Raw genomic sequence first — 19323 nt, forward strand, 5'->3', positions numbered from 1 at the left:
TTTAATGTGAAGTTGCACATATCTCGATCCCCCTAAATCCCCCTTAATAAGGGGGACTTTGATGGGAATCTTGTCCCCCCCTTATTAAGGGGGGCTAGGGGGGATCGGATTCTATGCAGCCTCATAAAAAATTGGTATAAGCCGGGAGTGCTTTCATTCTCCGCATTAAAGCACTAAAGTCCTGACTGCTAACTTGGCAGTCATTTTTGGGAAAAAGTCTCATCTTTATTTTATTCTTTGCTCTTATCTGTTGGGTTGCCTTTTTGATCATCTTTGTCGTCATCGTCGGCATGATTTTGTGCAGCAATAGCACGGCCAGACTGCTAGGACAAAAAGGCTGAAAGTGCGACTACGGCGGCAATTAGCCGGGCCGGCGGCTACACCCGCGATCGGCAAAATTTGCTGGTGTGGTTTTTGTTAAATGCGTGACATGAGCGATCGCCTCTCTTGACTGTTTGATCTTTTAGACTTTAAAGTATAAGTAAATTTACAGAAAAAAACATGAAAACTTCTCACAAAGCTCCTCAAACTTCCGTGCAAGTACGGGACTGGCCAATAGCACACTTACCGGGATTGAGCAAGGAAAACCAAACTCAACTGGAAGGGTGCAGCATCACCACAACCGAACAACTAATTCGCATGACCAAAACACCGGCGGCGAAAGCGTTACTAGCGCATCAATTACAGGTTAACATTCAAGATGTTAATAAATGGGTAGCGATGGCAAAATTGGCTCGAATTCCGAGTGTAGGCTGTCAATATTGCGGGCTGTTACTTCACGCCGGGGTTCCTTCTGCGGAGCAATTAGCTCAAATGCCCGTGGAGATATTGCACCAACAAATCTTAAAACTGCACGTAGCGACAATGCAGCGCAATGACTTGACTCCTTCGGTCGATCGCGTGCAAAAATGGGTTCAACAAGCTAGATTACTCCGTAGTGATTAGTCATTAGTCAGTAGTCAGTAGTCATTAGTCATTAGTCATTAGTTAGTAGTCAGTTGTCAGTTGTTAGTTGTTATTAGCACACAGTCAACAGTCAACAGTCAACAGTCAACAATCATTATTATGTCAATTCAAGTTTACGGAATCCCGAACTGCGGCACCTGCAAAAAAGCTTTCCAGTGGCTCCAAGATAGCGCTGTTAATTACGAGTTCATTAACACAAAAGAACAGCCGCCAACGCGCGAAACAATCCAAAGCTGGGTAGCTGCTTTGGGTTTTCAACCCATGCGAAATACTTCCGGTCAATCTTACCGCGCTTTGGGCGAGGACAAGAATAATTGGACTAGCGAACAGTGGGTAGAGGCTTTTGCAAAGGATGCGATGCTGCTGAAACGTCCTCTTTTCGTTAAAGATGGAACGGCTGTTTTAGTAGGTTTCAAAGAAGACGCAATTAGAGAAAGATTGGGGCTTTCAAAGGGCTGAGTTCAGCCTGTTGTTCGGCGCAAAAACTTAATTTCGCCCACGTCATCCGAGAAACCCCAACGCTCGTAAAACGGTATCATGTGAGGCAAACAGTTAAGAGCAAAGTTCTCGACAGTTTGCAATTTGGGGTGATTGAAAACTGCATCCATCAACTTTGCACCCAGTCCCATTTTTCTGTGTGTCGGCTTGATAATGACATCAAAAATCATCGCTCTGTAGACAAAATCGGTGAGGACGCGGGTAATGCCAATTAGTCGATCGCACTCATCGACCAAACCAATGATAACATCAGTAGAAGCCAGCATTTTTACAACATCTTCCCGCGTCCGCTTGTCGCTCCAAAACTCGTTTTTGTATAAATCCATCAAGTCGGAAACCTGGCTTTCGGTCAAAGTTTCGACAATTCGGTACTTATCCATTTGATCGGTCATACTCAACTTTACCGTAATCTAGTTTAATTGCGCGATCGGCTAAATCAAAATAGCGGTCATCGTGACTAATCACAAAAACCGTTTTCCCCCGCCGCTTCAACTCCGGTAGCAACTGCTTGTAAAAAATATCCCGGAAAAACGGGTCTTGATCCGAAGCCCATTCATCAAACAAATAAATCGGTCTATCTTCCAAATACGCCGTCAACAAAGCCAGCCGCTTTCGCTGTCCCTGAGACAAAGCCGTAGTTGACAAAACTCCATCTTTCACCTCAACTTTATTTTCCAAATGAAACTCTCGCAAATATTCAGCAGCCTGCTTATCCAAATCGTGATTAGTCATCCCCAAAAGCCTTTCAAACAGATAGAAATCAGAAAAAATTGCCGAAAAATGCTGCCTGTACCACTCTCGATTTTCCTCAGTAATTGGCTGACCATCTACGAGAATTTTTCCCGATTCAGGAATGTACAAACCAGTGATTAACTTAGCTAAAGTAGACTTTCCGCTGCCATTACCGCCAATTATAAACACCAATTGACCAGGATGAAACTTCAAATTCAGCTCGCCCAAACTAAAATTGCTGTCTTCTTTTTCTCCCGGATAGCTGTGAATTACTCGATTTAACTCCAGCGTCTCCCACTGAGCCTTGTCAGGCAGTTTAACCGTTGAATTTATCTCAGCTTGACTCGCCAAAGCCAATCCCATCCTCTCTATCTTTTCCACAGAAGTATTAGCACGAAAAAGCGCCGGCAACCTTTGCAAAATATTCTGAAACGGAGACATCAAATAGGTACTTGTCAGAATGTAAGCTGACAAAACCGGAGTAGAAATCGGCACAAATTTGGGTACAACAAATAACAACAAACCCATCAGCATAAAAAACAGCAACTGCCCAACTCCCATCGCAACTGCACCAGTATTCAAAGCAGTCACGTTATAATCGCGGGAAGCATCAGCACTCACCTGCAATTCTTCCGTAAAAAACTCTTGGCGACGCAAGGAATGCAGTTTTAGTTCCTTAATTCCATCAGTAATACTGCGAAAATGCTTAAACAATATATCTTGTTCTTCTCTGGCTAAATCGAAGAATTTCCGCATTTTATTGAGCAACAACTGCACCGTGCCAATCGTCAGCACCAGAAAACCAAATACAACAACAAAAACTGTACCCGAAATCGTGCTTAAATAAGTTAAGCAGCCGACAACAACGGCGATATCAACGCAGAGAAAAGGAATCAAAAATATAGTATTAGAAAGCGTTCCCACATCATCAGTCAGAGTGGCCAGCAAGCGGTTAGCGCCCAACTCTTCCAAGTTCCGCAAAGGAGTAGACAAAATGCCACGGCTCAAACTCAGCCGCAGATTGTAAACAGCTTCTTGAGAAAGGTAGATTAACAAAAATTGCGATATGACTCCGGCGACGAGAGCCAAAACTGCTAATCCGGCAAAATACCAGACTAAATTACCATTGGAATTGTCGCTGATTGCCCGATTAATTAGGGAAATTAACATAGCGCTGCAACCGCCACTGATTAAGCCTGTGAGTATGGCGATGGAAACATTTAACCAAGAAGCTTTTAATAGTAACCAAATTACATTCATCTAATTTTACTCTTAATTTAACTTTTGAAACTCTGGTGCAAACCAACCAAATCCCCGACTTCTTAGTGAGAATCTCGATTACTACTGAATAAATTTGATTCAGCAGTCGGGTATCTTGATATTCGCATCCCCCAATAGCATTAATTTTCTTCTTGTACTTCCGTTTCCTGGGTTTCAAATACTACTTTTACATAAATATCACTCATCGACATTTGCACTCCCACCGAAGCAAAAGAAACTGTTGCTGTTTCTCCCTCATATTCCCTAAATAACCACTCATTCGAGTCAGTTTTAATATACTGTTCGACCAAAAACTCATATTGGCTCACTAATACATATTCCCGCAATTCAGGAATGGAGCGATAAAACCGAAACTTATCCTCTTTATCGAAATCTTTGGTAGACTTAGAAAGCACTTCCACAATGAGCATCGGATTGAGGATCTCATCACTGCGTCCCTCGTTGAAAACTGGCTCTCCTTCAATAACCATCACATCCGGGTAAGTTCCCCGTCGGTACCGAGGAATCCACAACCGCAAATCGTTGTGAAAAAGCTCATAGGGCTGCCCCTCAAACAAATTTCCCAAGACTCTACTCAAATTTCGGATAATCCGGCTGTGATTAATACTACCACCACTCATTTGTACAATTTCTCCATCGCGGTATTCATTTCTAAACTCAGCAGTTTCCTCTAACTCCCGGTACTCATCTAGAGTATAAATTTTTGGCTTACTTTGTACTAACATTTTTACCTCTGTACAAACTTTTATCTGCGTTAATCTGCGTTAATCTGCCTACATCTCCGGTTAAAAAAAATAATTTAATCAGTCTCCTCCGTTTGAAATACAACCAACTCATAAATCTCGCTCATCGACATTTGCACTTCCACTGAAGCGAAGGAAACTATTGCCGATTCTCCTTCATATTCCCGAAACAACCATTCATTCGATTCAGTTTTAATATATTGTGTCACTAAAAACTCAGATTGGCTGACTAATAGATATTCCCGGAATTCTGGGATCGATCTATAAAACCGAAACTTATCCTCCCGATCGAAATCCTTGGTAGACTTAGAAAGCACTTCCACAATCAGCACAGGATTGAGTATTTCATCTTTCCGTCCCTCTGTGCAAACTAATTCTCCTTCAACTACCATCACATCTGGATAAGTCCCGCGTCGATACCGAGGAATCCACAACCGCAAATCGCTCATAAATGGTCTGGCATTCTTTTCCCGCAAAGCAGATTTTAAGAACGCATAAATATTACCGATTATCTGGCTGTGATTAATACTACCACCACTCATTTGTACAATTTCTCCATCGCGGTATTCATTTCTAAACTGAGCAGTTTCCTCTAACTCCCGGTACTCATCTGGAGAATAAAACTTTTCCTTACTTTGTACTAACATTGTTGCCTCTGTACTAACCTTTATCTGCGTTAATCCGCGTTAATCTGCCTACATCTGCGGTTAAAAATCCTAATAAACAGTATATCACACCAAAAAAGAAACGCCCAACTTCACAAAGTAAAGCTAGGCGCGTTTCAAAATTTCAAAACCAGGAAAAATTAATCCCGGCGAGACAAAAGATGCGATTCGACTTTCGCAGCAGAAACTGGTACAATGTGACTCAATGCCGACTGCAACATGGGAGTGTTGATCACAGCATCGTTAGCCAAATTAAACAAGGGATTCGACAAAATTCCCGCCAATGTTGTCGCAACCAAAGTCAGTACAACACTGACTTGCAAAGGCCGCATTCCCTGAAGGTTCCAGCGAATTTCAGGATAATTCTTGACAACATCTGACATCTCTTGAGGTTCCTTGACTACCATCATCTTGACGACGCGGATGTAGTAGTAAATTGAAATTACGCTGGTAATCAATGCCAAGATAACTAAGCCGTAAAGTCCAGCTTGCCAGCCTGCCCAGAATAGATAGATTTTGCCGAAAAATCCAGCCAAGGGCGGAATTCCACCGAGGGAAAGCAAACAAATACTCAATGCTAAAGTTAGCAATGGGTCTTTTTGATACAAACCGGAGTATTCGCTAATTTGGTCGGTTCCAGTCCGCAGCGAGAACAGAATGATGCAGGCGAAAGCGCCTAAGTTCATCAACAGGTAAACCAACAGATAAAATATCATGCTGGAATAACCGGCTTCGGTTCCTGCAACTAAACCAATCATTACAAAACCGGCTTGGGCGATCGAGGAATAAGCCAAAAGCCGCTTCATGCTAGTCTGGGCGAGGGCAACCACATTTCCCAACACCATGCTGAGAATGGCTAAGGCCGTGAATACGAAGTGCCACTGTTCGGTAAGTGCGGGGAAAGCACTTGTTAACAAGCGGATTGCTAGGGCAAAACCGGCTGCTTTGGAACCGACAGAAAGGAAGGCAACAACGGGTGTGGGAGAACCTTCGTAAACGTCAGGAGTCCATTGGTGGAAGGGAACCGCAGAGATTTTGAAGGCAATTCCGGCGATCGCAAAAACCAAAGCAATCACCAAACCGAGAGATTGACCTTCATTCACCGTAGAAAGGTTAGCCGCGATCGCACTCAGCTTAGTTTGGCCGCCCGACAACCCGTACAGCAGCGAAAGCCCGTAGAGAAACACTGCCGAAGAAGACGACCCAATTAACAAATATTTCAAAGCAGCTTCATTGGAACGCGGGTCGCGTTTTGTGTAACCCGTCAGCAAATAAGACGAGATACTCAGAGTTTCCAACGAAATGAAAATCATCACCAATTCATCAGCGCCGCTGAGGAACATTCCCCCCAAAGTAGCGGTCAGCAAAATGCCGATAAATTCCGCTAAAGCAGTACCCGTTTGCAGTACATAGCGGACGGATATCAAAATAGTGACAGCCGTAGTCAAAGCGATAATTGCGCGAAACACTATACTCAAGGCATCGCTGTTAAAACCGCCCAGAAACGAGATGGTATCCGTGTTATCCCACTGCAAAAACAAAGCAGCGACGGCGGCCAGCAAACCCGCAACGGCAACGTAGGGAGTCCAACTCGAGGAACTCCGGCCTACGATTAAATCGCCGACGAGAACCACCAAGAGGGTGATGATGACAATTCCCTCTGGCAAGATAGTTCCAGCATTTAGCTGGGCGGCAAGAGTAGCAAAATCCATATTTTCACGCAGGTTGGGTAGTACAAGCCGAAAAGGCTGTAAAGGGCTGTGAACTTGTAAAAATTCTTTACCAAACACAGATTGTAGCGGATTACAGCTTCGCGATCCCAGTTTGGCGGGTGTTTGTTGCCGGGGAGTTGATACTCGGTAGCGGTTTTGCATACATTTGCGGGCATTGTAGAGATTGCCGCCTGATGTCACCGGGGACGAGAGTCGCGATCGACCATAACTGCCACAATGTAGAAAGTGAAACCAGTAATTCGGCATGACTGACTCGCTAAGTGCCGAAAAACAGCAGATTCTCAATGACTTCAATAACCGCCCCGACTACGAGAATGAATTTCACAAACAAGCTGCAACTCGGTTAGTAGAATTGGCAAAAGTGCGATCGGGCAAGCTGGTTCTAGATAGCGCCACCGGAACAGGTTTAGCGGCGATTGCGGCCGCGGAGGCTGTTGGTTCTGCAGGCAGTTTTTTGGGAACTCACATCTTGCACCATTCTCAAGAACGGGCAAGATGCCCGTTCCACAAAAAATAAATTTTCTTGTGGAACAGGCATCTTGCCTGTTCATAAAAGCCTAATTGAGAATGGTGCAATATCTAAGGGGAACTGACTTTGCTTCGAGAATGTTGCGGCAAGCTCAGCAAAAAATTGCCGATTTAGAATTGACAAATATTAAGTTTGAGGAAGCAGACGCAGAATTTTTGGCACGATGTCACAATGTTTTTTATAGTTTGCTATAAATCTAATTCACCAACTTTGTGGGAAATATCAAGCTAAGGCAAGAGGAAAAATTATGCCTGTAAGTAAACCGGTCATAGATAGTATTTGCGTCGAGGCTTCATGTATTGGTAATCCTGGTGATGTTGAATACAGAGGCGTGCATACAGCAACCAGGGAAGTAATTTTTCACAAACGTCCCATGTCAAATGGCACGAAGGACCTCGCAGAATTTTTAGCAATTGTTCATGCCCTAGCTCATCTCAACAATCAAGGTAGGAACATACCTATTTATTGCGCTTCGGAAACAGCTATTCTGTGGGTTAGAAGCAAGAAGGTGTGGACAAACTTGGAACGAAATGAAAATAACGAAGAAATATTTAACTTAATTGAAAGGGCCTTAAATTGGTTGCTCAATAAAGATTATACCAATGCTGTCTTGAAGTGGGATACTTCATCTTGGGGCAAAATTCCTGCTAATTTCGATCGGGAGCACCCGTTAATAAATCCGTGCCAACAGACAGTTCAACAACTAAAAATAATTGAAAGCAGCGTTAATTTAACTGTGCCGAGAAGCATTGAGCAACGAGTTAACATTGTTATTTATGGAAAAACTTATCCAGTCAAGGAGCAGTTGAATAAAGCCGGACTGAGTTGGAATGGTAAGGCATGGATAGGAGCTTTGCCACTGGATAAGATTGAGAGATTGAAACAGTTATGCCGTCACTATGACCTCCAGTATACGATTACAGGAGATGGATTCAAAGAGTCCAGACTTGCCAGAGGTGCTCGCCCCATCCCGAGTTCCAAGATTGCGGCCGTCATGGGAGAAGGAAAGTTTCAATGGGAAATTGAAGAGACTTTGGATATTGAAGGTTTGCGGCACCGGCAACGCAGATCGAAGGATCGAAGTTAGAAAAGGTGAAATCAGTTAGAGCGGGCAAAGCAGTTGTTAAAACAAAAAGAGCGATCGATTATAGAAATTGTATGATTGGTGTGGGTTCAATACCCACAGCCATTTAAGCAAACAGTTTCGGCAGCTTACGGGTATGACTCCTACAGCTTAGATTACCAACTGATAATAAGCGGCAATCCAGGTCGAAAATCTACCTGTTGTCCCTGCACTTCTTCATCAAAACCAAGCTCCACAAAATACTCGGTTCCTATCCGTAACTTTACCTGATTTGTCTCAAGCACTGCTTGAAGTTCAGGTGAGGGATTATTGGCAGCAGGACTGACTAATTCTACACGAGTAATTTCGCGTAAACCAACACCATGCTCCAAAGGCTGTGACTTCTGGCCCGAGTATCGATCTGGACGTTGACTAAAGGAAATTTGGAAAAGCATCGGCTCAGTCAACACATCACTATTTGTTGCGACCGCGATACTCATCGTTTCAGGTAAATAAGGTGGACGATATGCCCAACTAGAAAATGCAACGGTGTCCTCAGAACCTTTGGCTGGACGCAAACAGATGCCAAATGGACACGCACCATTATTCCGATTTGTCGATCGCTCCCAAAGACGAGTCAGATGAATGGGCTCAGACTTCGCCTCTTCTGGATCGTGAATCCATAACAATTCCAACATAGCGTTATGGAAAAAGAAACAGCGATTGGCTGTACCTTGTCCGTGATGAATGCGAGATGCACCCTCAACTAAACCGAAGGAGGATAAACGATTAGCTTCCGAAGCACCAATATCAGTAAGGATGAAAAGATGGTCAAATTCAAATGTCATAGCATTGTTCAGAGAATCGATCGATCGCTCAAGTAATTTTAATCCCCTGTGATGGCTTTTTTTCTGCTCGCAACGCTTAGGCTGCACTGCATACTGTACCAAAGTCCCAAATTTCTACTCAGTAAATCTTTCCCAATCTAAAATCTAAAATCTAAAATCGCGCAATCGCTAGTCCCAAGCCGGACATAAGCTTCAAGTTACAACAAGATTGAGGAACCATCAGACCGCATCCAGCAGTCTCAACATCCAGTTACCGACAATTCTGCTAAAGTCAGGTCATCCTCCTGTGCATCTTGTAGAGAGGCGATTCGCAGCCTCTGGCCCGAAAGCAGTAAAATCCCATCAGCTTGTCACCTGCCACCCGATCGGCAGTAACTTAAAAATTAAGGTAGTTTGAAAATAATCGCCCAAAGTTGAAAGAAACCTTGACATCTGACCTACACTCTGTAATTTAGACCCTCTAGCTGCGCTGCCATCCATATTTAAAAGATGCCATGTCAACCTTAGTCATCGTCGAATCTCCGACAAAAGCCCGCACCATCCGCAACTTCCTGCCCTCCACCTACCGTGTAGAGGCATCGATGGGCCATGTCCGCGACCTACCATCCTCCGCCGAAGAAATACCAGAAGCCGTTAAAGGAGAAAAATGGGCGCAACTCGGCGTAAACGTGGAGGCAGACTTTGAACCCCTCTACGTCATCCCGAAAGATAAAAAGAAAATTGTTAAAGAACTCAAAGACGCCCTCAAAGACGCCACAGAACTGATTCTAGCCACTGACGAAGACCGGGAAGGCGAAAGCATTTCCTGGCATTTGCTGCAAATCCTCAAACCCAAAGTTCCCATCAAGCGGATGGTGTTTCACGAAATCACCCGCGAAGCTATCCGCGACGCCTTAACTCACTGCCGCGATATCGACAATCGAGTTGTACAAGCCCAAGAAACTCGCCGAATTCTCGATCGACTCGTCGGTTACACACTCTCTCCGTTACTGTGGAAAAAAATCGCTTGGGGTTTGTCCGCGGGCCGAGTACAGTCAGTTGCAGTCAGGCTTTTGGTGCGCCGGGAACGGGAACGCCGCGCTTTCCGCCAAGGTAGTTACTGGGATTTAAAAGCCCTTTTGGAAAAGGGCAAGATTTCTTTTGATGCCAAACTCGTGACAGTCGGCAATGTCAAAGTTGCAAACGGCAGCGATTTTGATGAAAATACCGGGCAAATTATCTCCGGCCGCCGCGTACTTTTGCTTAACGAACAACAGGCGCGGGCTTTACTCTCACGCATCCAAAACAAACCTTGGACTGTCACCAATCTCGAAGAACGGCCAGTCACCCGCAAACCTTCGCCGCCGTTTACGACCTCGACTTTGCAGCAGGAAGCTAACCGCAAGCTGCGGCTGGGTGCGCGGGAAACCATGCGAATTGCCCAAAGTCTCTACGAACGCGGTTTTATCACCTATATGCGGACGGATTCGGTGCATTTGTCCGAACAGGCGATCGCAGCGGCGCGCAGTTGCGTGCAAGAACTTTACGGCAGCGAATACCTCAGCCCCCAACCGCGCAAATACACCACCAAAAGCAAAGGTGCCCAGGAAGCCCACGAAGCTATCCGTCCGGCCGGCAGCACTTTTCGGACTCCGCAGCAAACGGGATTGGATGGGATTGATTTCCGCCTCTATGATTTGATTTGGAAGCGGACTGTCGCTTCTCAAATGGCCGATTCCCGCCAAACTCACGTCACTGTATTAACTCAGGTAGAAGATGCAGGTTTCCGTTCCAGCGGCAAACGCATTGATTTTCCAGGCTTTTTGCGGGCCTACGTGGAAGGTTCCGACGATCCAGATGCGGCGTTGGAAGACCAAGAGGTGATTTTGCCGGCGCTGAAGGTGGGGGATAAACCTAATTGTAAGGATTTAGAGGCAGTTGGCCACGAAACTCAACCTCCCGCCCGCTACACGGAAGCTTCACTCGTTAAAATGTTGGAAAGCGAAGGTGTGGGCCGTCCGAGTACCTACGCGAGTATTATCGGTACAATTGTCGATCGGGGATATGCCAAATTAATAGCTAACGCCCTAATTCCGACATTCACTGCTTTCGCCGTCACTACTTTATTGGAAACACATTTTCCCGATTTAGTAGACACCGGTTTTACTTCCCGAATGGAACAAACCCTCGATGAAATTGCTACCGGCGAGGCGAAATGGCTGCCGTATTTGCAAAAGTTTTATACAGGGGAAACCGGACTCGCAACCCAAGTCAAAGAACAGGAAAGCCAGATTGACGCGAAAGTTGCCCGAACTGTGGTATTGGAGAATATTTCAGCTAAAGTCTGCATCGGCAAATTCGGCGCATACCTGGAATCGGAAGGCGAAGAAGGCGTCGTAAAAGCATCAATTCCCCAAGATTTGACGCCGGCAGATTTAGATCCGGAACAAGTCGAGTTTCTGTTAAAGCAAAAAACCGAAGGCCCGGAAAAATTGGGACTCCACCCGGAAACCGGGGAACCGATTTATGTGCTGATTGGCAGTTATGGGCCATACGTTCAGTTAGGGGATGTTTCGGAAACGAATAAGAAACCGAAGCGGGCTTCTTTACCGAAGGGGACGGATAAGGATAGCGTGACGCTGGATATGGCGGTGAGTTTGTTGACTTTACCTCGCTTGTTGGGCACTCACCCGGAGACGGGGGCGAAGGTGCAAGCTAATTTGGGGATGTACGGGCCTTATGTGGTGCATGACCAGGGTAAGGTGGGGAAAGATTATCGATCGATCAAACCGCCGGATGATGTTTTGACGATAACGCTCGATCGGGCTTTAGAGTTATTATCGCAGCCGAAAGCCGCCCGCGGCCGCAGCAAATCAGCCACACCTTTGAAGGAATTGGGCGCGCATCCAGAGTCGGGAGAATTGATCAATGTTTACGATGGGCGCTACGGCCCCTACGTGAAACACGGCGATATCAATGCTTCTTTGTCGAAGGATGAATCTGTGGAGAATTTCACCTTGCAAAGAGCACTGGAATTGTTAGCAACGAAGGAAGCAGCGGGAGGCGGTAAATCTAGCAGCAAGTCGAAGAAGTCTACTAAGACTGCGGCGGCGAAGTCGGAGACTGCAACTGAGAAAACTGCGGCGAAGAAAACCACTGCTAAAAAGACGACAACTGCGGCGAAGAAAACGACTACTAAGAAGGCTGCGACTGCGACAACAGCCAAGAAAACAACTAAGTCAAGTTAGCAGGATTTACGCACTGTACGGTCAGAAACCGGGTTTTTAGCAATAATTTGTTTTAGCAGACAGATTCGGTAAAAAACTCGGTTTCTGCGATCGCGCCCTGCGTAAGTAGGTCGGCTCTTTCTAAAGTAATCCTTTCGTTCTCATGATATAATCAAAACTATCCGTGTAGTAATTGGAGTAATTAATCACCATGATAGCTGAACTTATGGTACAACCTTCCTACTGGATCGATCGCGAGATTTCGATTGAGAAAGTCAGAAATCTTTACTTATTCAAATTTACGGAAAACCTGCAAGCCCGATTAGAAGAACTAGCCGACAGAAAAAAGGCTAATCTTTTAACTTCAGAAGAGGTTGTAGAATTAGCAAGCTTACTAGAACTAGATCGGATTTTTACCTTAATTAACGCTAAAGTTATAGCAGCCTCATGTCCGTAAACCGCGCCACTCGAAATTTAGTAAGAAGTAGAGCTAATTTTCTTTGTGAATATTGCCATTCAGCGGAAGAAAGTAGCTCTACTCTATTTACGATAGATCATATTTTACCTCGCTCGATTGGTGGTAGCGATGAGCTTGAAAACTTAGCTTTAGCTTGTCATCGCTGTAATAATAATCGCTATAATTTTGTCACTGGTACTGATCCAGAAACAGAACAAGAAGTAACTTTGTTTAACCCCCGTCAACAGCAATGGTCTGAGCATTTTAACTGGTCTGCGGATGGTTTAGAAATAATGGGTATTACTCCAACAGGTAGGGGAACCTGCGATCGATTAGACCTTAACGATCTATATCATAATGAAGGAGCGATTATCAGAGCTCGTCGTTTATGGATTAGGGCAGGGTGGCATCCTCCCTCTAACGATCCTCGCCAAAATTCATAATTTTGTCGAAGGATGAATCTGTGGAGAATTTCACCTTGCAAAGAGCACTGGAATTGTTAGCAACGAAGGAAACAGCGGGCGGTAAATCTAGCAGCAAGTCGAAGAAGTCTACTAAGACTGCGGCGGCGAAGTCGGAGACCGCAACTGAGAAGACTGTGGCGAAGAAAACTACTGCTAAAAAGACGACAACTGCGGCGAAGAAAACCACGACTAAGAAGGCTGCGACTGCGACTGCGACTAAGAAGAAGACAACTTGAATTTAGTGTAGTTTTCACTGATCGAGAAACCAGGTCTGCAGGGGGGAATCGCCCCAAGTGCGATCGGGTTTCTTTGTTGTTAAAATATGGAAAAAAATTAGATTTGATCGTTCGGACTTCAGTCCTTAAAATAGGGTTTTAAGGTAGTAGGCCTATCGGAGTTTTTCAATAAAGAGATGTTTGGGCGATCGCTCCATATTATCATCGAATTTTACCCTCAAAAAATACGAGTCAACTTCGGGAATATATTGTAAAAACATCCATCATAAACTTACAGGTTATTGGTGTAGAGTGCGATCTAGCGAGCTGTAAATTTTTGAAAATTTTCTTGACTATAACTTGACTGGGTACAAAAGATGCGGTACTTTGGGATCAGATAAAGTGTTGAGTTCGCATTTGCGGGTTAACGCTTAGTTAAGCTGCCTAAGTTGTTTGGGAGGACGGTACTTTGAAATTGCCATTAGGGTGCAATACTCATTGCAGCGTCAAAGGATCTTGGAACACTCATACATCGCGTAATGTGGGCAGTCTAACCAGTAGTAGTTTGATGCAGCTTTACTATAATTTTCATGAAAATCCCAAGTCCAGAGGAAGCGCAAATAAGATTCAGCAGCATTTATAACGCTAGTGTTACCGAAGCACAGATTCGAGTTCCCTTTGATAATCTCGACAACGGCACAAGAGTCCTGAGCGATGAATCGGAGTGCATCAGGTATATTGCTCTCTATGGTGGACATCACTTCTACAAACTTTACGCGGCATACGCCTCAACAAAATTTGAGAATATCGAGGGCGCAGACATAGAGATTATCGATTGGGGATGTGGTCAAGCATTGGCAACCTGTGTTCTAATTGACTATCTCATAGAGAAAAACATTAATCTCAATGTGTCATCTATAACACTCATAGAGCCATCTACCGTTTCACTACAGCGTGGACGCAGCCTCGTTCAGCGAATGTTTCAGAACAACCCCTCAACTGATTCTGTGGTGCGACTGGTAAATAAGTATATAGACGATCTGACTTCTAATGATTTGGTTTCAGAACCCGATCGCAGAAAAATTCACCTGTTCTCGAACATAATAGACGTACAAGGGTTTGACCTGACACAACTGTATCAATTGATGTTTAGCTCCTTTCACGGAATTAACCGTGTCATTTGCACAAGTCCGTATAACGAGGGACAGCAACGACTTGAAACGTTCTACAATCTCTTTCCGTCTCACCAAGTGACTAGAGAGTCTAGCTCAAATGAATCAATCTACGGAGAACTTTTCTATGCTGCAACTGGAAACTACAAAGAGTGTAAAATAAGTAGATGTGAGAGGCAATTCACCGTAAACCTGACTCAACGCTGAGGAAACAATTATTATGAAAAGCAAATCTACCGTAAATTATGTTCAGGGAGACTTATTCTCTGGATTTGGCTCTTTCACTAATGATGGGCTAGGGGAAGTCTTGTCCATGCCAAACGCAGAGGTTACTTTCTATCGAAATTTTTTCGACTCGCAGGAAAGTGATAGAATTTTTGAAATTTTGCGCGACGAGATTAACTGGCGGCAGGACAAGATGAAGCTTTACGGCAAAGACATAAATTTGCCGCGAAAAACTGCTTGGTACGGCGATATGGACAAATCATACACATTCTCCGGTATCCATCTTAATCCTGAACCTTGGACACCAACGTTACTGGAAGTGAAAGAGCGAATTGAAGATATTGCAGGAGTGCAGTTCAATAGCGTTTTGCTGAATCTCTACCGTCACGGAAATGATGGCATCTCTTGGCACACCGACGAGGAGCCAGAATTAGGCGAGAACCCTGTAATTGGTTCTGTCAGTTTTGGGGGAACAAGAAAGTTTATGTTTCGGCACAGGCAAGACAAAGATATAAAGGCGGAAGTTGAGTTAACAGATGGCAGTTTTCTTCTCATGGCTGGTGAAACTCAGCATTTCTGGCAACACCAGATTCCGAAAACATCGAGGCACGTAGAACCAAGAATAAATTTAACCTTCCGGGTGATTCTTAACTGATGCGCTGTGTCAGTGTTCAAAGAATCTGGGCGTTTAATGTTATCTGGGGCGGCTCATGTCAGTCGCCGTTATTGAGCGCATCTTCTCTAGAACACTTTACCTTTCCACAAAGATTCAAGCACATTCTTTCCCCATCACCGCATCAAAAATTGGGCGACTTCCCAAAACAAGCGCGGTGAATTGGACGCAACCGTAACCGCGAAACCAGATCCTTCTGTTCGATCGCACCACCCACCCTATCCCTGACCTTTGGTTAGTCTAAAATCTCCTGGATCGCCAGAAAAGGCCATATGTGCGATCGACTTTCACGACAAAACTGCGGCAATCCAGAACTAGAAAGCGTACCATACCGCAAATCGCCCACACTGGAAAATTTTAATACTTTGCTTGAGTAAAACTTGACACAGATCCAAACCATGAATTATATTAGACCTATGGATGCAGCAGACATGATCTAATCATGACATCCCGTTACCCACGAGGGTCGAGGAATTCCGGTAAAGACGTTCTGAATACCAAAATTTATATTTTGGCGAAGGCTCCTTAAGGAGCCTTTGTTATTTTAGGGCTTCGGTAATTCCTTATTCTGCAATAAATTTTTGGCTATGACGAAAAAGCCCACTTTCTTTACTTTACCTATCCCTTCGTATATAGGATAAGCACTGTGTATGTGTAATCTCAGCCTTTTACTTTCTCTAAATGCGGCAAAAGCAACGAAATACTCAACCTCTATACCCTTTGAATCCAAAACTTTAACGATCGCAAATTTTCCATACCCAGCGTGACAAACTAACGTTTCCTTCTCTCCCAATGACTTGACAATACTCGGTAATTGCTTTGAGAGTTGGTATCTCTCAAAATTAAATGTTCTGGACTCTCTCGGCCCATTGTACATTAATAACTGTGATTCTTCGCTAGAAATATCATCAGAATCTTTAGTAAAACAATGTAAACCATAAGTTACTATAAATTTGTACGTGATTATATTTTTTTCGTCTCTTTTGTCGAGATATTCAACCCAGTCAGCATTAAGATGTGATAAATCATATATTTCACCATCTAGTATAAAATTTTTCCAGGATATAACTTCTTTTACGGTCTTGAACTTCATACTTACAAAAACAAGGTTATCCGCCAGCGATCGAGGTTAGTAGCCGCTGCTTATTTTAGGCACTAGATCGATCGCATCTTCTGTCGAACACCTTACCATTTCACGCAGTTCAACCACATTTTTACCCGCCGCCTCAAAAATCGGGCGACTCCCCAAAACAAGCGCGGTGATTGGGATGCAACCGTAACCTCGAAACTTCCTTATAGCTATAAGTCTGATGCCCAAACCCCATATCCCTGACCTCGCGCTGGTCTAAAATCTCCTGGGCCGCAACAAAGGCGATATGCGCGATCGACCATTTGTGACCCTCAAACCTTTTAAGGAGAAATGTCTGTGGGCGGATGCCATCCAGCACTAACCCACTGACGCCTGACACTAACAGCAATATTATTGTTTAGTTGTAGTGCTGTGACTGTGGCGCGGCCGCAATCTGTAAGTCCAATAATTTCTGTAGCGTCTTCACTCCAAGCAAAATTTTGTGACCATTGTTGAGTGCGCGGATTAAACAACTTAACGTGTTTTTGCGTCACCGGATCGAATGCCTCAGTTTGGGTTCCTTTGTAATTATTGCACAGACTACAAGCCAGCCATAGATTTTCTTCCTCGTCACTACCGCCAATCGCTTTACGAATAATATGGTCAATTTCCAGTATTCCCAAAATATACTTTTCTAAACTGCGACAATAACCGCATCGGTTTTGAGCTTGTGCGCGAACTCTGGATCGCACTTGTTCGGAAATCGCCATTTTGCTTATCCTTTTAATGGTTCGATCAAGCCGCGCCGCACAGCTTCATTTAAGGCTTGAGCTTGTCGCAATAGTCGAGTTTCATATATGTGGATTAATCCCTGCAATTCATCGCGCTCTACAGATGCGATCGTACCGGATTGTTGGCGGTCTAGCAATTCACTCAATCTTTGCTCTTGGAGTGGTTGCAGGCGGAGTTGAGTCTGAGTGATTACTTCTGAATCAGACAGTGCTGATACTGGTTTAGCGGTTGGTAAGAGAAAATTTTCCAGAGTTTCTACTAGAATCTCACTCACGGTGCGGTGGCGTTGCTGCGCTAGCAATTCTGCTTGGTGATAGACTTCATCTGGCAGATTTAGGGTGATTTGGGCGGTCATAGGTGCAAAGCTATGAAACTAATGTTTATATTATGCCATATTTTACTTTGAGTATGAGACATCTGCCAAAAAGAAATGAAGAAGGCTCTCGCTTGCTAAAAATATGGCGACAGCGACAAATAAGAAAGCCAAGTGAAATTAGTTTAGTTTTCACTCATCCAGAAACCCGGTTTATTAAAAAAACCGAGTTTCTTTATTTATAAAATACTAGACAAGCTGGCAAAAATAGGTTTGTACTTCCGTCCTTAAAATTCTCTTCTCTTCTCTTCCTTTGTATCATAAACGTCTGCGCGGTTCCATCGCCCCTATTTTTTTTGAGACATATCAACTCAAACTCTTGTCAAGCCTAGCTTTTGGGCTTACTTGTCACCCGTCGGTCAAATCATCCTATTTACTTATTGACAATTGCTCTTCTCTGTTCAATTGTCAGGGAACGTATATATAAGGTTACAAATTGTATCATAAGCAACAGAAAGTACCCAATGTTTTATGTAACGCCCTACAATTGAGAAAAGAAACAAGATTAAGAGGCGCGATGGCTATGGGTATCAATGAAAACTTAGACTGGGAAGAAGCATTTGAGTACCGAGCGGGCTTAACAGTGGAGTTGAAGTCCCAGCCAGGGGTTTTGCATACGATCGCTTACTATGAAGTGATGATGGTACCGCCCATCTGGTTAGAAAATGACCCGCGTCCCCGGTATCCTCACGAACTGCGAGTCGTTTCCCACCAACCAACTGTGTCCAATGTTTGCCGGATTTCACACTGTCCTGTTTTAGTCGCCTCCTAGGTTTTTTCAGCGGGAAATATCGGCGATGGCATCTAGCCAGCAATCAAACCGATGCAATGATTTTCGGATTGAGATTGCTTGAGTTTACTTGGTGGCGATCGCTTAAGATATAGATGACGATCCAGAACGATAGACTCGAATCAATTGACCTGTTAATGTTGCAAGTGAGGAAATAGCTTCATTAATGTTAGTCGCCATTCTTGCTAAGTCCTGGTCTGCCTTACAGACAATAATTCCAGCATGGTCAGACTGTAAGCTGTGCAGTCTAATAAAATGACGGCGATTTAGAGTTAAAACAGCTCGATTTTCACTGACTGCAAAAGCTAACACTTCTTCGTCAGGATTTTTTGGGTTATCCTTTCCGGCTGCTTGCAGTGTCAGAATATTGTGAATCATAAAGCGCAGCAAATCTACAACCTCTCTGGAAAATAGTTCGTCAGCATCAAGACGCGCCCTTATTTCAATCCTCGTCATTCTTGCCGATAGCTATGTCAATTTCATCTGGGAAAGCTGCCGCATAAGGCCAGGCATTTGCTTGGGATAGTTATTTAAGAGTCAAGACTCGTTCATACCCAAACGACGAAAACTTTCCACTACCCAAACAAGAATGCGAGTCTTTCTCATACAAGCATCACCGCCGCAGACACCGGGAGTTTGGCTAATTCCTTGCCAGGTGTTAGCTAAATTTTGCGTTAATAATTAGATAATACCAATTTTTTATGAGGCTGCATAGAATCCGATCCCCCCTAGCCCCCCTTAATAAGGGGGGGACAAGATTCCGATCAAAGTCCCCCTTTTTAAGGGGGATTTAGGGGGATCGAGATATGTGCAACTTCACATTAAATTG

At 44.2% G+C, this 19323-nt stretch carries 24 protein-coding genes; 12 read left to right on the forward strand and 12 right to left on the reverse strand.

Annotation, left to right across the window (positions count from 1 at the left end):
* Positions 1-501: 501 nt before the first annotated feature.
* Together ACUVJL_RS03810 and ACUVJL_RS03815 are read left to right on the forward strand one after the other, a co-directional pair.
* Positions 502-945, forward strand: a complete 444-nt coding sequence (locus ACUVJL_RS03810) for a DUF4332 domain-containing protein (RefSeq protein ID WP_445244632.1) — start codon at positions 502-504, stop codon at positions 943-945.
* Between the two features lie 120 nt (positions 946-1065).
* A complete protein-coding gene (locus tag ACUVJL_RS03815; protein WP_445244633.1) occupies positions 1066-1425 on the forward strand; it encodes a Spx/MgsR family RNA polymerase-binding regulatory protein in 360 nt (119 codons plus the stop codon).
* A gap of 2 nt (positions 1426-1427) precedes the next feature.
* Here ACUVJL_RS03815 and ACUVJL_RS03820 read toward each other — a convergent pair whose 3' ends face one another.
* From ACUVJL_RS03820 to ACUVJL_RS03840, 5 genes are all read right to left on the reverse strand, one after another.
* Positions 1428-1856: a GNAT family N-acetyltransferase gene (locus ACUVJL_RS03820; protein ID WP_445244634.1), complete on the reverse strand. Its 429-nt coding sequence runs from the start codon at positions 1854-1856 to the stop codon at positions 1428-1430.
* Complete coding sequence (locus tag ACUVJL_RS03825) at positions 1837-3456, reverse strand: cyclic peptide export ABC transporter (protein ID WP_445244635.1); 1620 nt, start codon at positions 3454-3456, stop codon at positions 1837-1839. Before ACUVJL_RS03825 ends, ACUVJL_RS03820 begins: the two co-directional genes overlap by 20 nt.
* Positions 3457-3596: 140 nt before the next feature.
* Positions 3597-4202 carry a Uma2 family endonuclease gene (locus ACUVJL_RS03830; protein WP_445244636.1) on the reverse strand — a complete coding sequence of 202 codons (606 nt, stop codon included), beginning with the start codon at positions 4200-4202 and terminating at the stop codon, positions 3597-3599.
* Between the two features lie 74 nt (positions 4203-4276).
* Positions 4277-4867, reverse strand: coding sequence for a Uma2 family endonuclease (locus ACUVJL_RS03835; protein WP_445244637.1), 591 nt, complete (start codon positions 4865-4867; stop codon positions 4277-4279).
* Positions 4868-5025: 158 nt separating this feature from the next.
* Positions 5026-6597, reverse strand: coding sequence for an NAD(P)H-quinone oxidoreductase subunit N (locus ACUVJL_RS03840; protein WP_445244652.1), 1572 nt, complete (start codon positions 6595-6597; stop codon positions 5026-5028).
* 265 nt (positions 6598-6862) lie between these two features.
* Here ACUVJL_RS03840 and ACUVJL_RS03845 point away from each other — a divergent pair, with 265 nt between their 5' ends.
* Genes ACUVJL_RS03845 through ACUVJL_RS03855 form a run of 3 tightly spaced genes read left to right on the forward strand, consistent with a single transcriptional unit; the run spans position 6863 to position 8234 of the window.
* Positions 6863-7135, forward strand: coding sequence for a hypothetical protein (locus ACUVJL_RS03845; RefSeq protein WP_445244638.1), 273 nt, complete (start codon positions 6863-6865; stop codon positions 7133-7135).
* Between the two features lie 50 nt (positions 7136-7185).
* Positions 7186-7341, forward strand: coding sequence for a hypothetical protein (locus tag ACUVJL_RS03850; protein WP_445244639.1), 156 nt, complete (start codon positions 7186-7188; stop codon positions 7339-7341).
* Between the two features lie 53 nt (positions 7342-7394).
* Positions 7395-8234, forward strand: a complete 840-nt coding sequence (locus tag ACUVJL_RS03855; RefSeq protein WP_445244640.1) for a hypothetical protein — start codon at positions 7395-7397, stop codon at positions 8232-8234.
* Positions 8235-8386: 152 nt separating this feature from the next.
* Here the strand turns inward: ACUVJL_RS03855 and ACUVJL_RS03860 are convergent, their stop codons facing one another.
* Entirely contained in the window at positions 8387-9160 is a 774-nt protein-coding gene (locus ACUVJL_RS03860) for a VOC family protein (protein ID WP_445244641.1), read from the reverse strand.
* A gap of 392 nt (positions 9161-9552) precedes the next feature.
* Here ACUVJL_RS03860 and topA point away from each other — a divergent pair, with 392 nt between their 5' ends.
* The 6 genes from topA to ACUVJL_RS03890 all read left to right on the forward strand — a co-directional run bounded on the left by topA (position 9553) and on the right by ACUVJL_RS03890 (position 15452).
* On the forward strand, positions 9553-12285 hold the full coding sequence (gene topA / locus ACUVJL_RS03865; RefSeq protein WP_445244642.1) for a type I DNA topoisomerase: 2733 nt from the start codon (positions 9553-9555) through the stop codon (positions 12283-12285).
* A 190-nt stretch (positions 12286-12475) separates the two neighbouring features.
* Positions 12476-12721 carry a hypothetical protein gene (locus ACUVJL_RS03870; protein ID WP_333135026.1) on the forward strand — a complete coding sequence of 82 codons (246 nt, stop codon included), beginning with the start codon at positions 12476-12478 and terminating at the stop codon, positions 12719-12721.
* Complete coding sequence (locus tag ACUVJL_RS03875; protein WP_333222527.1) at positions 12712-13164, forward strand: HNH endonuclease signature motif containing protein; 453 nt, start codon at positions 12712-12714, stop codon at positions 13162-13164. The genes ACUVJL_RS03870 and ACUVJL_RS03875 overlap by 10 nt, the downstream gene beginning before the upstream one ends.
* Positions 13165-13166: 2 nt before the next feature.
* Entirely contained in the window at positions 13167-13421 is a 255-nt protein-coding gene (locus tag ACUVJL_RS03880; RefSeq protein WP_445244643.1) for a hypothetical protein, read from the forward strand.
* 569 nt (positions 13422-13990) lie between these two features.
* Positions 13991-14779: a hypothetical protein gene (locus ACUVJL_RS03885; protein ID WP_445244644.1), complete on the forward strand. Its 789-nt coding sequence runs from the start codon at positions 13991-13993 to the stop codon at positions 14777-14779.
* A 13-nt stretch (positions 14780-14792) separates the two neighbouring features.
* Positions 14793-15452, forward strand: a complete 660-nt coding sequence (locus tag ACUVJL_RS03890) for an alpha-ketoglutarate-dependent dioxygenase AlkB family protein (protein ID WP_445244645.1) — start codon at positions 14793-14795, stop codon at positions 15450-15452.
* 562 nt (positions 15453-16014) lie between these two features.
* On the opposite strand, the gene ACUVJL_RS03895 is transcribed toward ACUVJL_RS03890, so the two are convergent.
* The 4 genes from ACUVJL_RS03895 to ACUVJL_RS03910 form a co-directional block, all read right to left on the reverse strand.
* On the reverse strand, positions 16015-16563 hold the full coding sequence (locus ACUVJL_RS03895) for a hypothetical protein (RefSeq protein WP_445244646.1): 549 nt from the start codon (positions 16561-16563) through the stop codon (positions 16015-16017).
* 36 nt (positions 16564-16599) lie between these two features.
* Entirely contained in the window at positions 16600-16788 is a 189-nt protein-coding gene (locus ACUVJL_RS03900; protein ID WP_445244647.1) for a hypothetical protein, read from the reverse strand.
* 92 nt (positions 16789-16880) lie between these two features.
* Positions 16881-17309: an HNH endonuclease gene (locus ACUVJL_RS03905; RefSeq protein WP_445244648.1), complete on the reverse strand. Its 429-nt coding sequence runs from the start codon at positions 17307-17309 to the stop codon at positions 16881-16883.
* A 5-nt stretch (positions 17310-17314) separates the two neighbouring features.
* On the reverse strand, positions 17315-17686 hold the full coding sequence (locus ACUVJL_RS03910; RefSeq protein WP_445244649.1) for a hypothetical protein: 372 nt from the start codon (positions 17684-17686) through the stop codon (positions 17315-17317).
* A 541-nt stretch (positions 17687-18227) separates the two neighbouring features.
* Here ACUVJL_RS03910 and ACUVJL_RS03915 point away from each other — a divergent pair.
* Positions 18228-18476, forward strand: coding sequence for a hypothetical protein (locus tag ACUVJL_RS03915; RefSeq protein WP_445244650.1), 249 nt, complete (start codon positions 18228-18230; stop codon positions 18474-18476).
* A 102-nt stretch (positions 18477-18578) separates the two neighbouring features.
* Here ACUVJL_RS03915 and ACUVJL_RS03920 read toward each other — a convergent pair whose 3' ends face one another.
* Both ACUVJL_RS03920 and ACUVJL_RS03925 read right to left on the reverse strand, forming a co-directional pair.
* Positions 18579-18950, reverse strand: a complete 372-nt coding sequence (locus ACUVJL_RS03920; RefSeq protein ID WP_445244651.1) for a DUF5615 family PIN-like protein — start codon at positions 18948-18950, stop codon at positions 18579-18581.
* Between the two features lie 81 nt (positions 18951-19031).
* A complete protein-coding gene (locus ACUVJL_RS03925; RefSeq protein WP_445244653.1) occupies positions 19032-19100 on the reverse strand; it encodes a hypothetical protein in 69 nt (22 codons plus the stop codon).
* Positions 19101-19323 lie beyond the last annotated feature (223 nt).

The organism is Microcoleus sp. OTE_8_concoct_300 (genome assembly GCF_031383065.1).
In the GTDB taxonomy this organism is placed as follows: Bacteria; Cyanobacteriota; Cyanobacteriia; order Cyanobacteriales; family Microcoleaceae; genus Microcoleus.

Bases quoted from the DNA above. Each gene is read 5' to 3' on its own strand.
- ACUVJL_RS03810 (WP_445244632.1), top strand. From the start codon at position 502: ATGAAAACTTCTCACAAAGCTCCTCAAACTTCCGTGCAAGTACGGGAC.
- ACUVJL_RS03815 (WP_445244633.1), top strand. From the start codon at position 1,066: ATGTCAATTCAAGTTTACGGAATCCCGAACTGCGGCACCTGCAAAAAA.
- ACUVJL_RS03820 (WP_445244634.1), bottom strand. From the start codon at position 1,856: ATGACCGATCAAATGGATAAGTACCGAATTGTCGAAACTTTGACCGAA.
- ACUVJL_RS03825 (WP_445244635.1), bottom strand. From the start codon at position 3,456: ATGAATGTAATTTGGTTACTATTAAAAGCTTCTTGGTTAAATGTTTCC.
- ACUVJL_RS03830 (WP_445244636.1), bottom strand. From the start codon at position 4,202: ATGTTAGTACAAAGTAAGCCAAAAATTTATACTCTAGATGAGTACCGG.
- ACUVJL_RS03835 (WP_445244637.1), bottom strand. From the start codon at position 4,867: ATGTTAGTACAAAGTAAGGAAAAGTTTTATTCTCCAGATGAGTACCGG.
- ACUVJL_RS03840 (WP_445244652.1), bottom strand. From the start codon at position 6,597: ATGGATTTTGCTACTCTTGCCGCCCAGCTAAATGCTGGAACTATCTTG.
- ACUVJL_RS03845 (WP_445244638.1), top strand. From the start codon at position 6,863: ATGACTGACTCGCTAAGTGCCGAAAAACAGCAGATTCTCAATGACTTC.
- ACUVJL_RS03850 (WP_445244639.1), top strand. From the start codon at position 7,186: ATGGTGCAATATCTAAGGGGAACTGACTTTGCTTCGAGAATGTTGCGG.
- ACUVJL_RS03855 (WP_445244640.1), top strand. From the start codon at position 7,395: ATGCCTGTAAGTAAACCGGTCATAGATAGTATTTGCGTCGAGGCTTCA.
- topA (WP_445244642.1), top strand. From the start codon at position 9,553: ATGTCAACCTTAGTCATCGTCGAATCTCCGACAAAAGCCCGCACCATC.
- ACUVJL_RS03870 (WP_333135026.1), top strand. From the start codon at position 12,476: ATGATAGCTGAACTTATGGTACAACCTTCCTACTGGATCGATCGCGAG.
- ACUVJL_RS03875 (WP_333222527.1), top strand. From the start codon at position 12,712: ATGTCCGTAAACCGCGCCACTCGAAATTTAGTAAGAAGTAGAGCTAAT.
- ACUVJL_RS03885 (WP_445244644.1), top strand. From the start codon at position 13,991: ATGAAAATCCCAAGTCCAGAGGAAGCGCAAATAAGATTCAGCAGCATT.
- ACUVJL_RS03890 (WP_445244645.1), top strand. From the start codon at position 14,793: ATGAAAAGCAAATCTACCGTAAATTATGTTCAGGGAGACTTATTCTCT.
- ACUVJL_RS03895 (WP_445244646.1), bottom strand. From the start codon at position 16,563: ATGAAGTTCAAGACCGTAAAAGAAGTTATATCCTGGAAAAATTTTATA.
- ACUVJL_RS03905 (WP_445244648.1), bottom strand. From the start codon at position 17,309: ATGGCGATTTCCGAACAAGTGCGATCCAGAGTTCGCGCACAAGCTCAA.
- ACUVJL_RS03910 (WP_445244649.1), bottom strand. From the start codon at position 17,686: ATGACCGCCCAAATCACCCTAAATCTGCCAGATGAAGTCTATCACCAA.
- ACUVJL_RS03915 (WP_445244650.1), top strand. From the start codon at position 18,228: ATGGGTATCAATGAAAACTTAGACTGGGAAGAAGCATTTGAGTACCGA.
- ACUVJL_RS03920 (WP_445244651.1), bottom strand. From the start codon at position 18,950: ATGACGAGGATTGAAATAAGGGCGCGTCTTGATGCTGACGAACTATTT.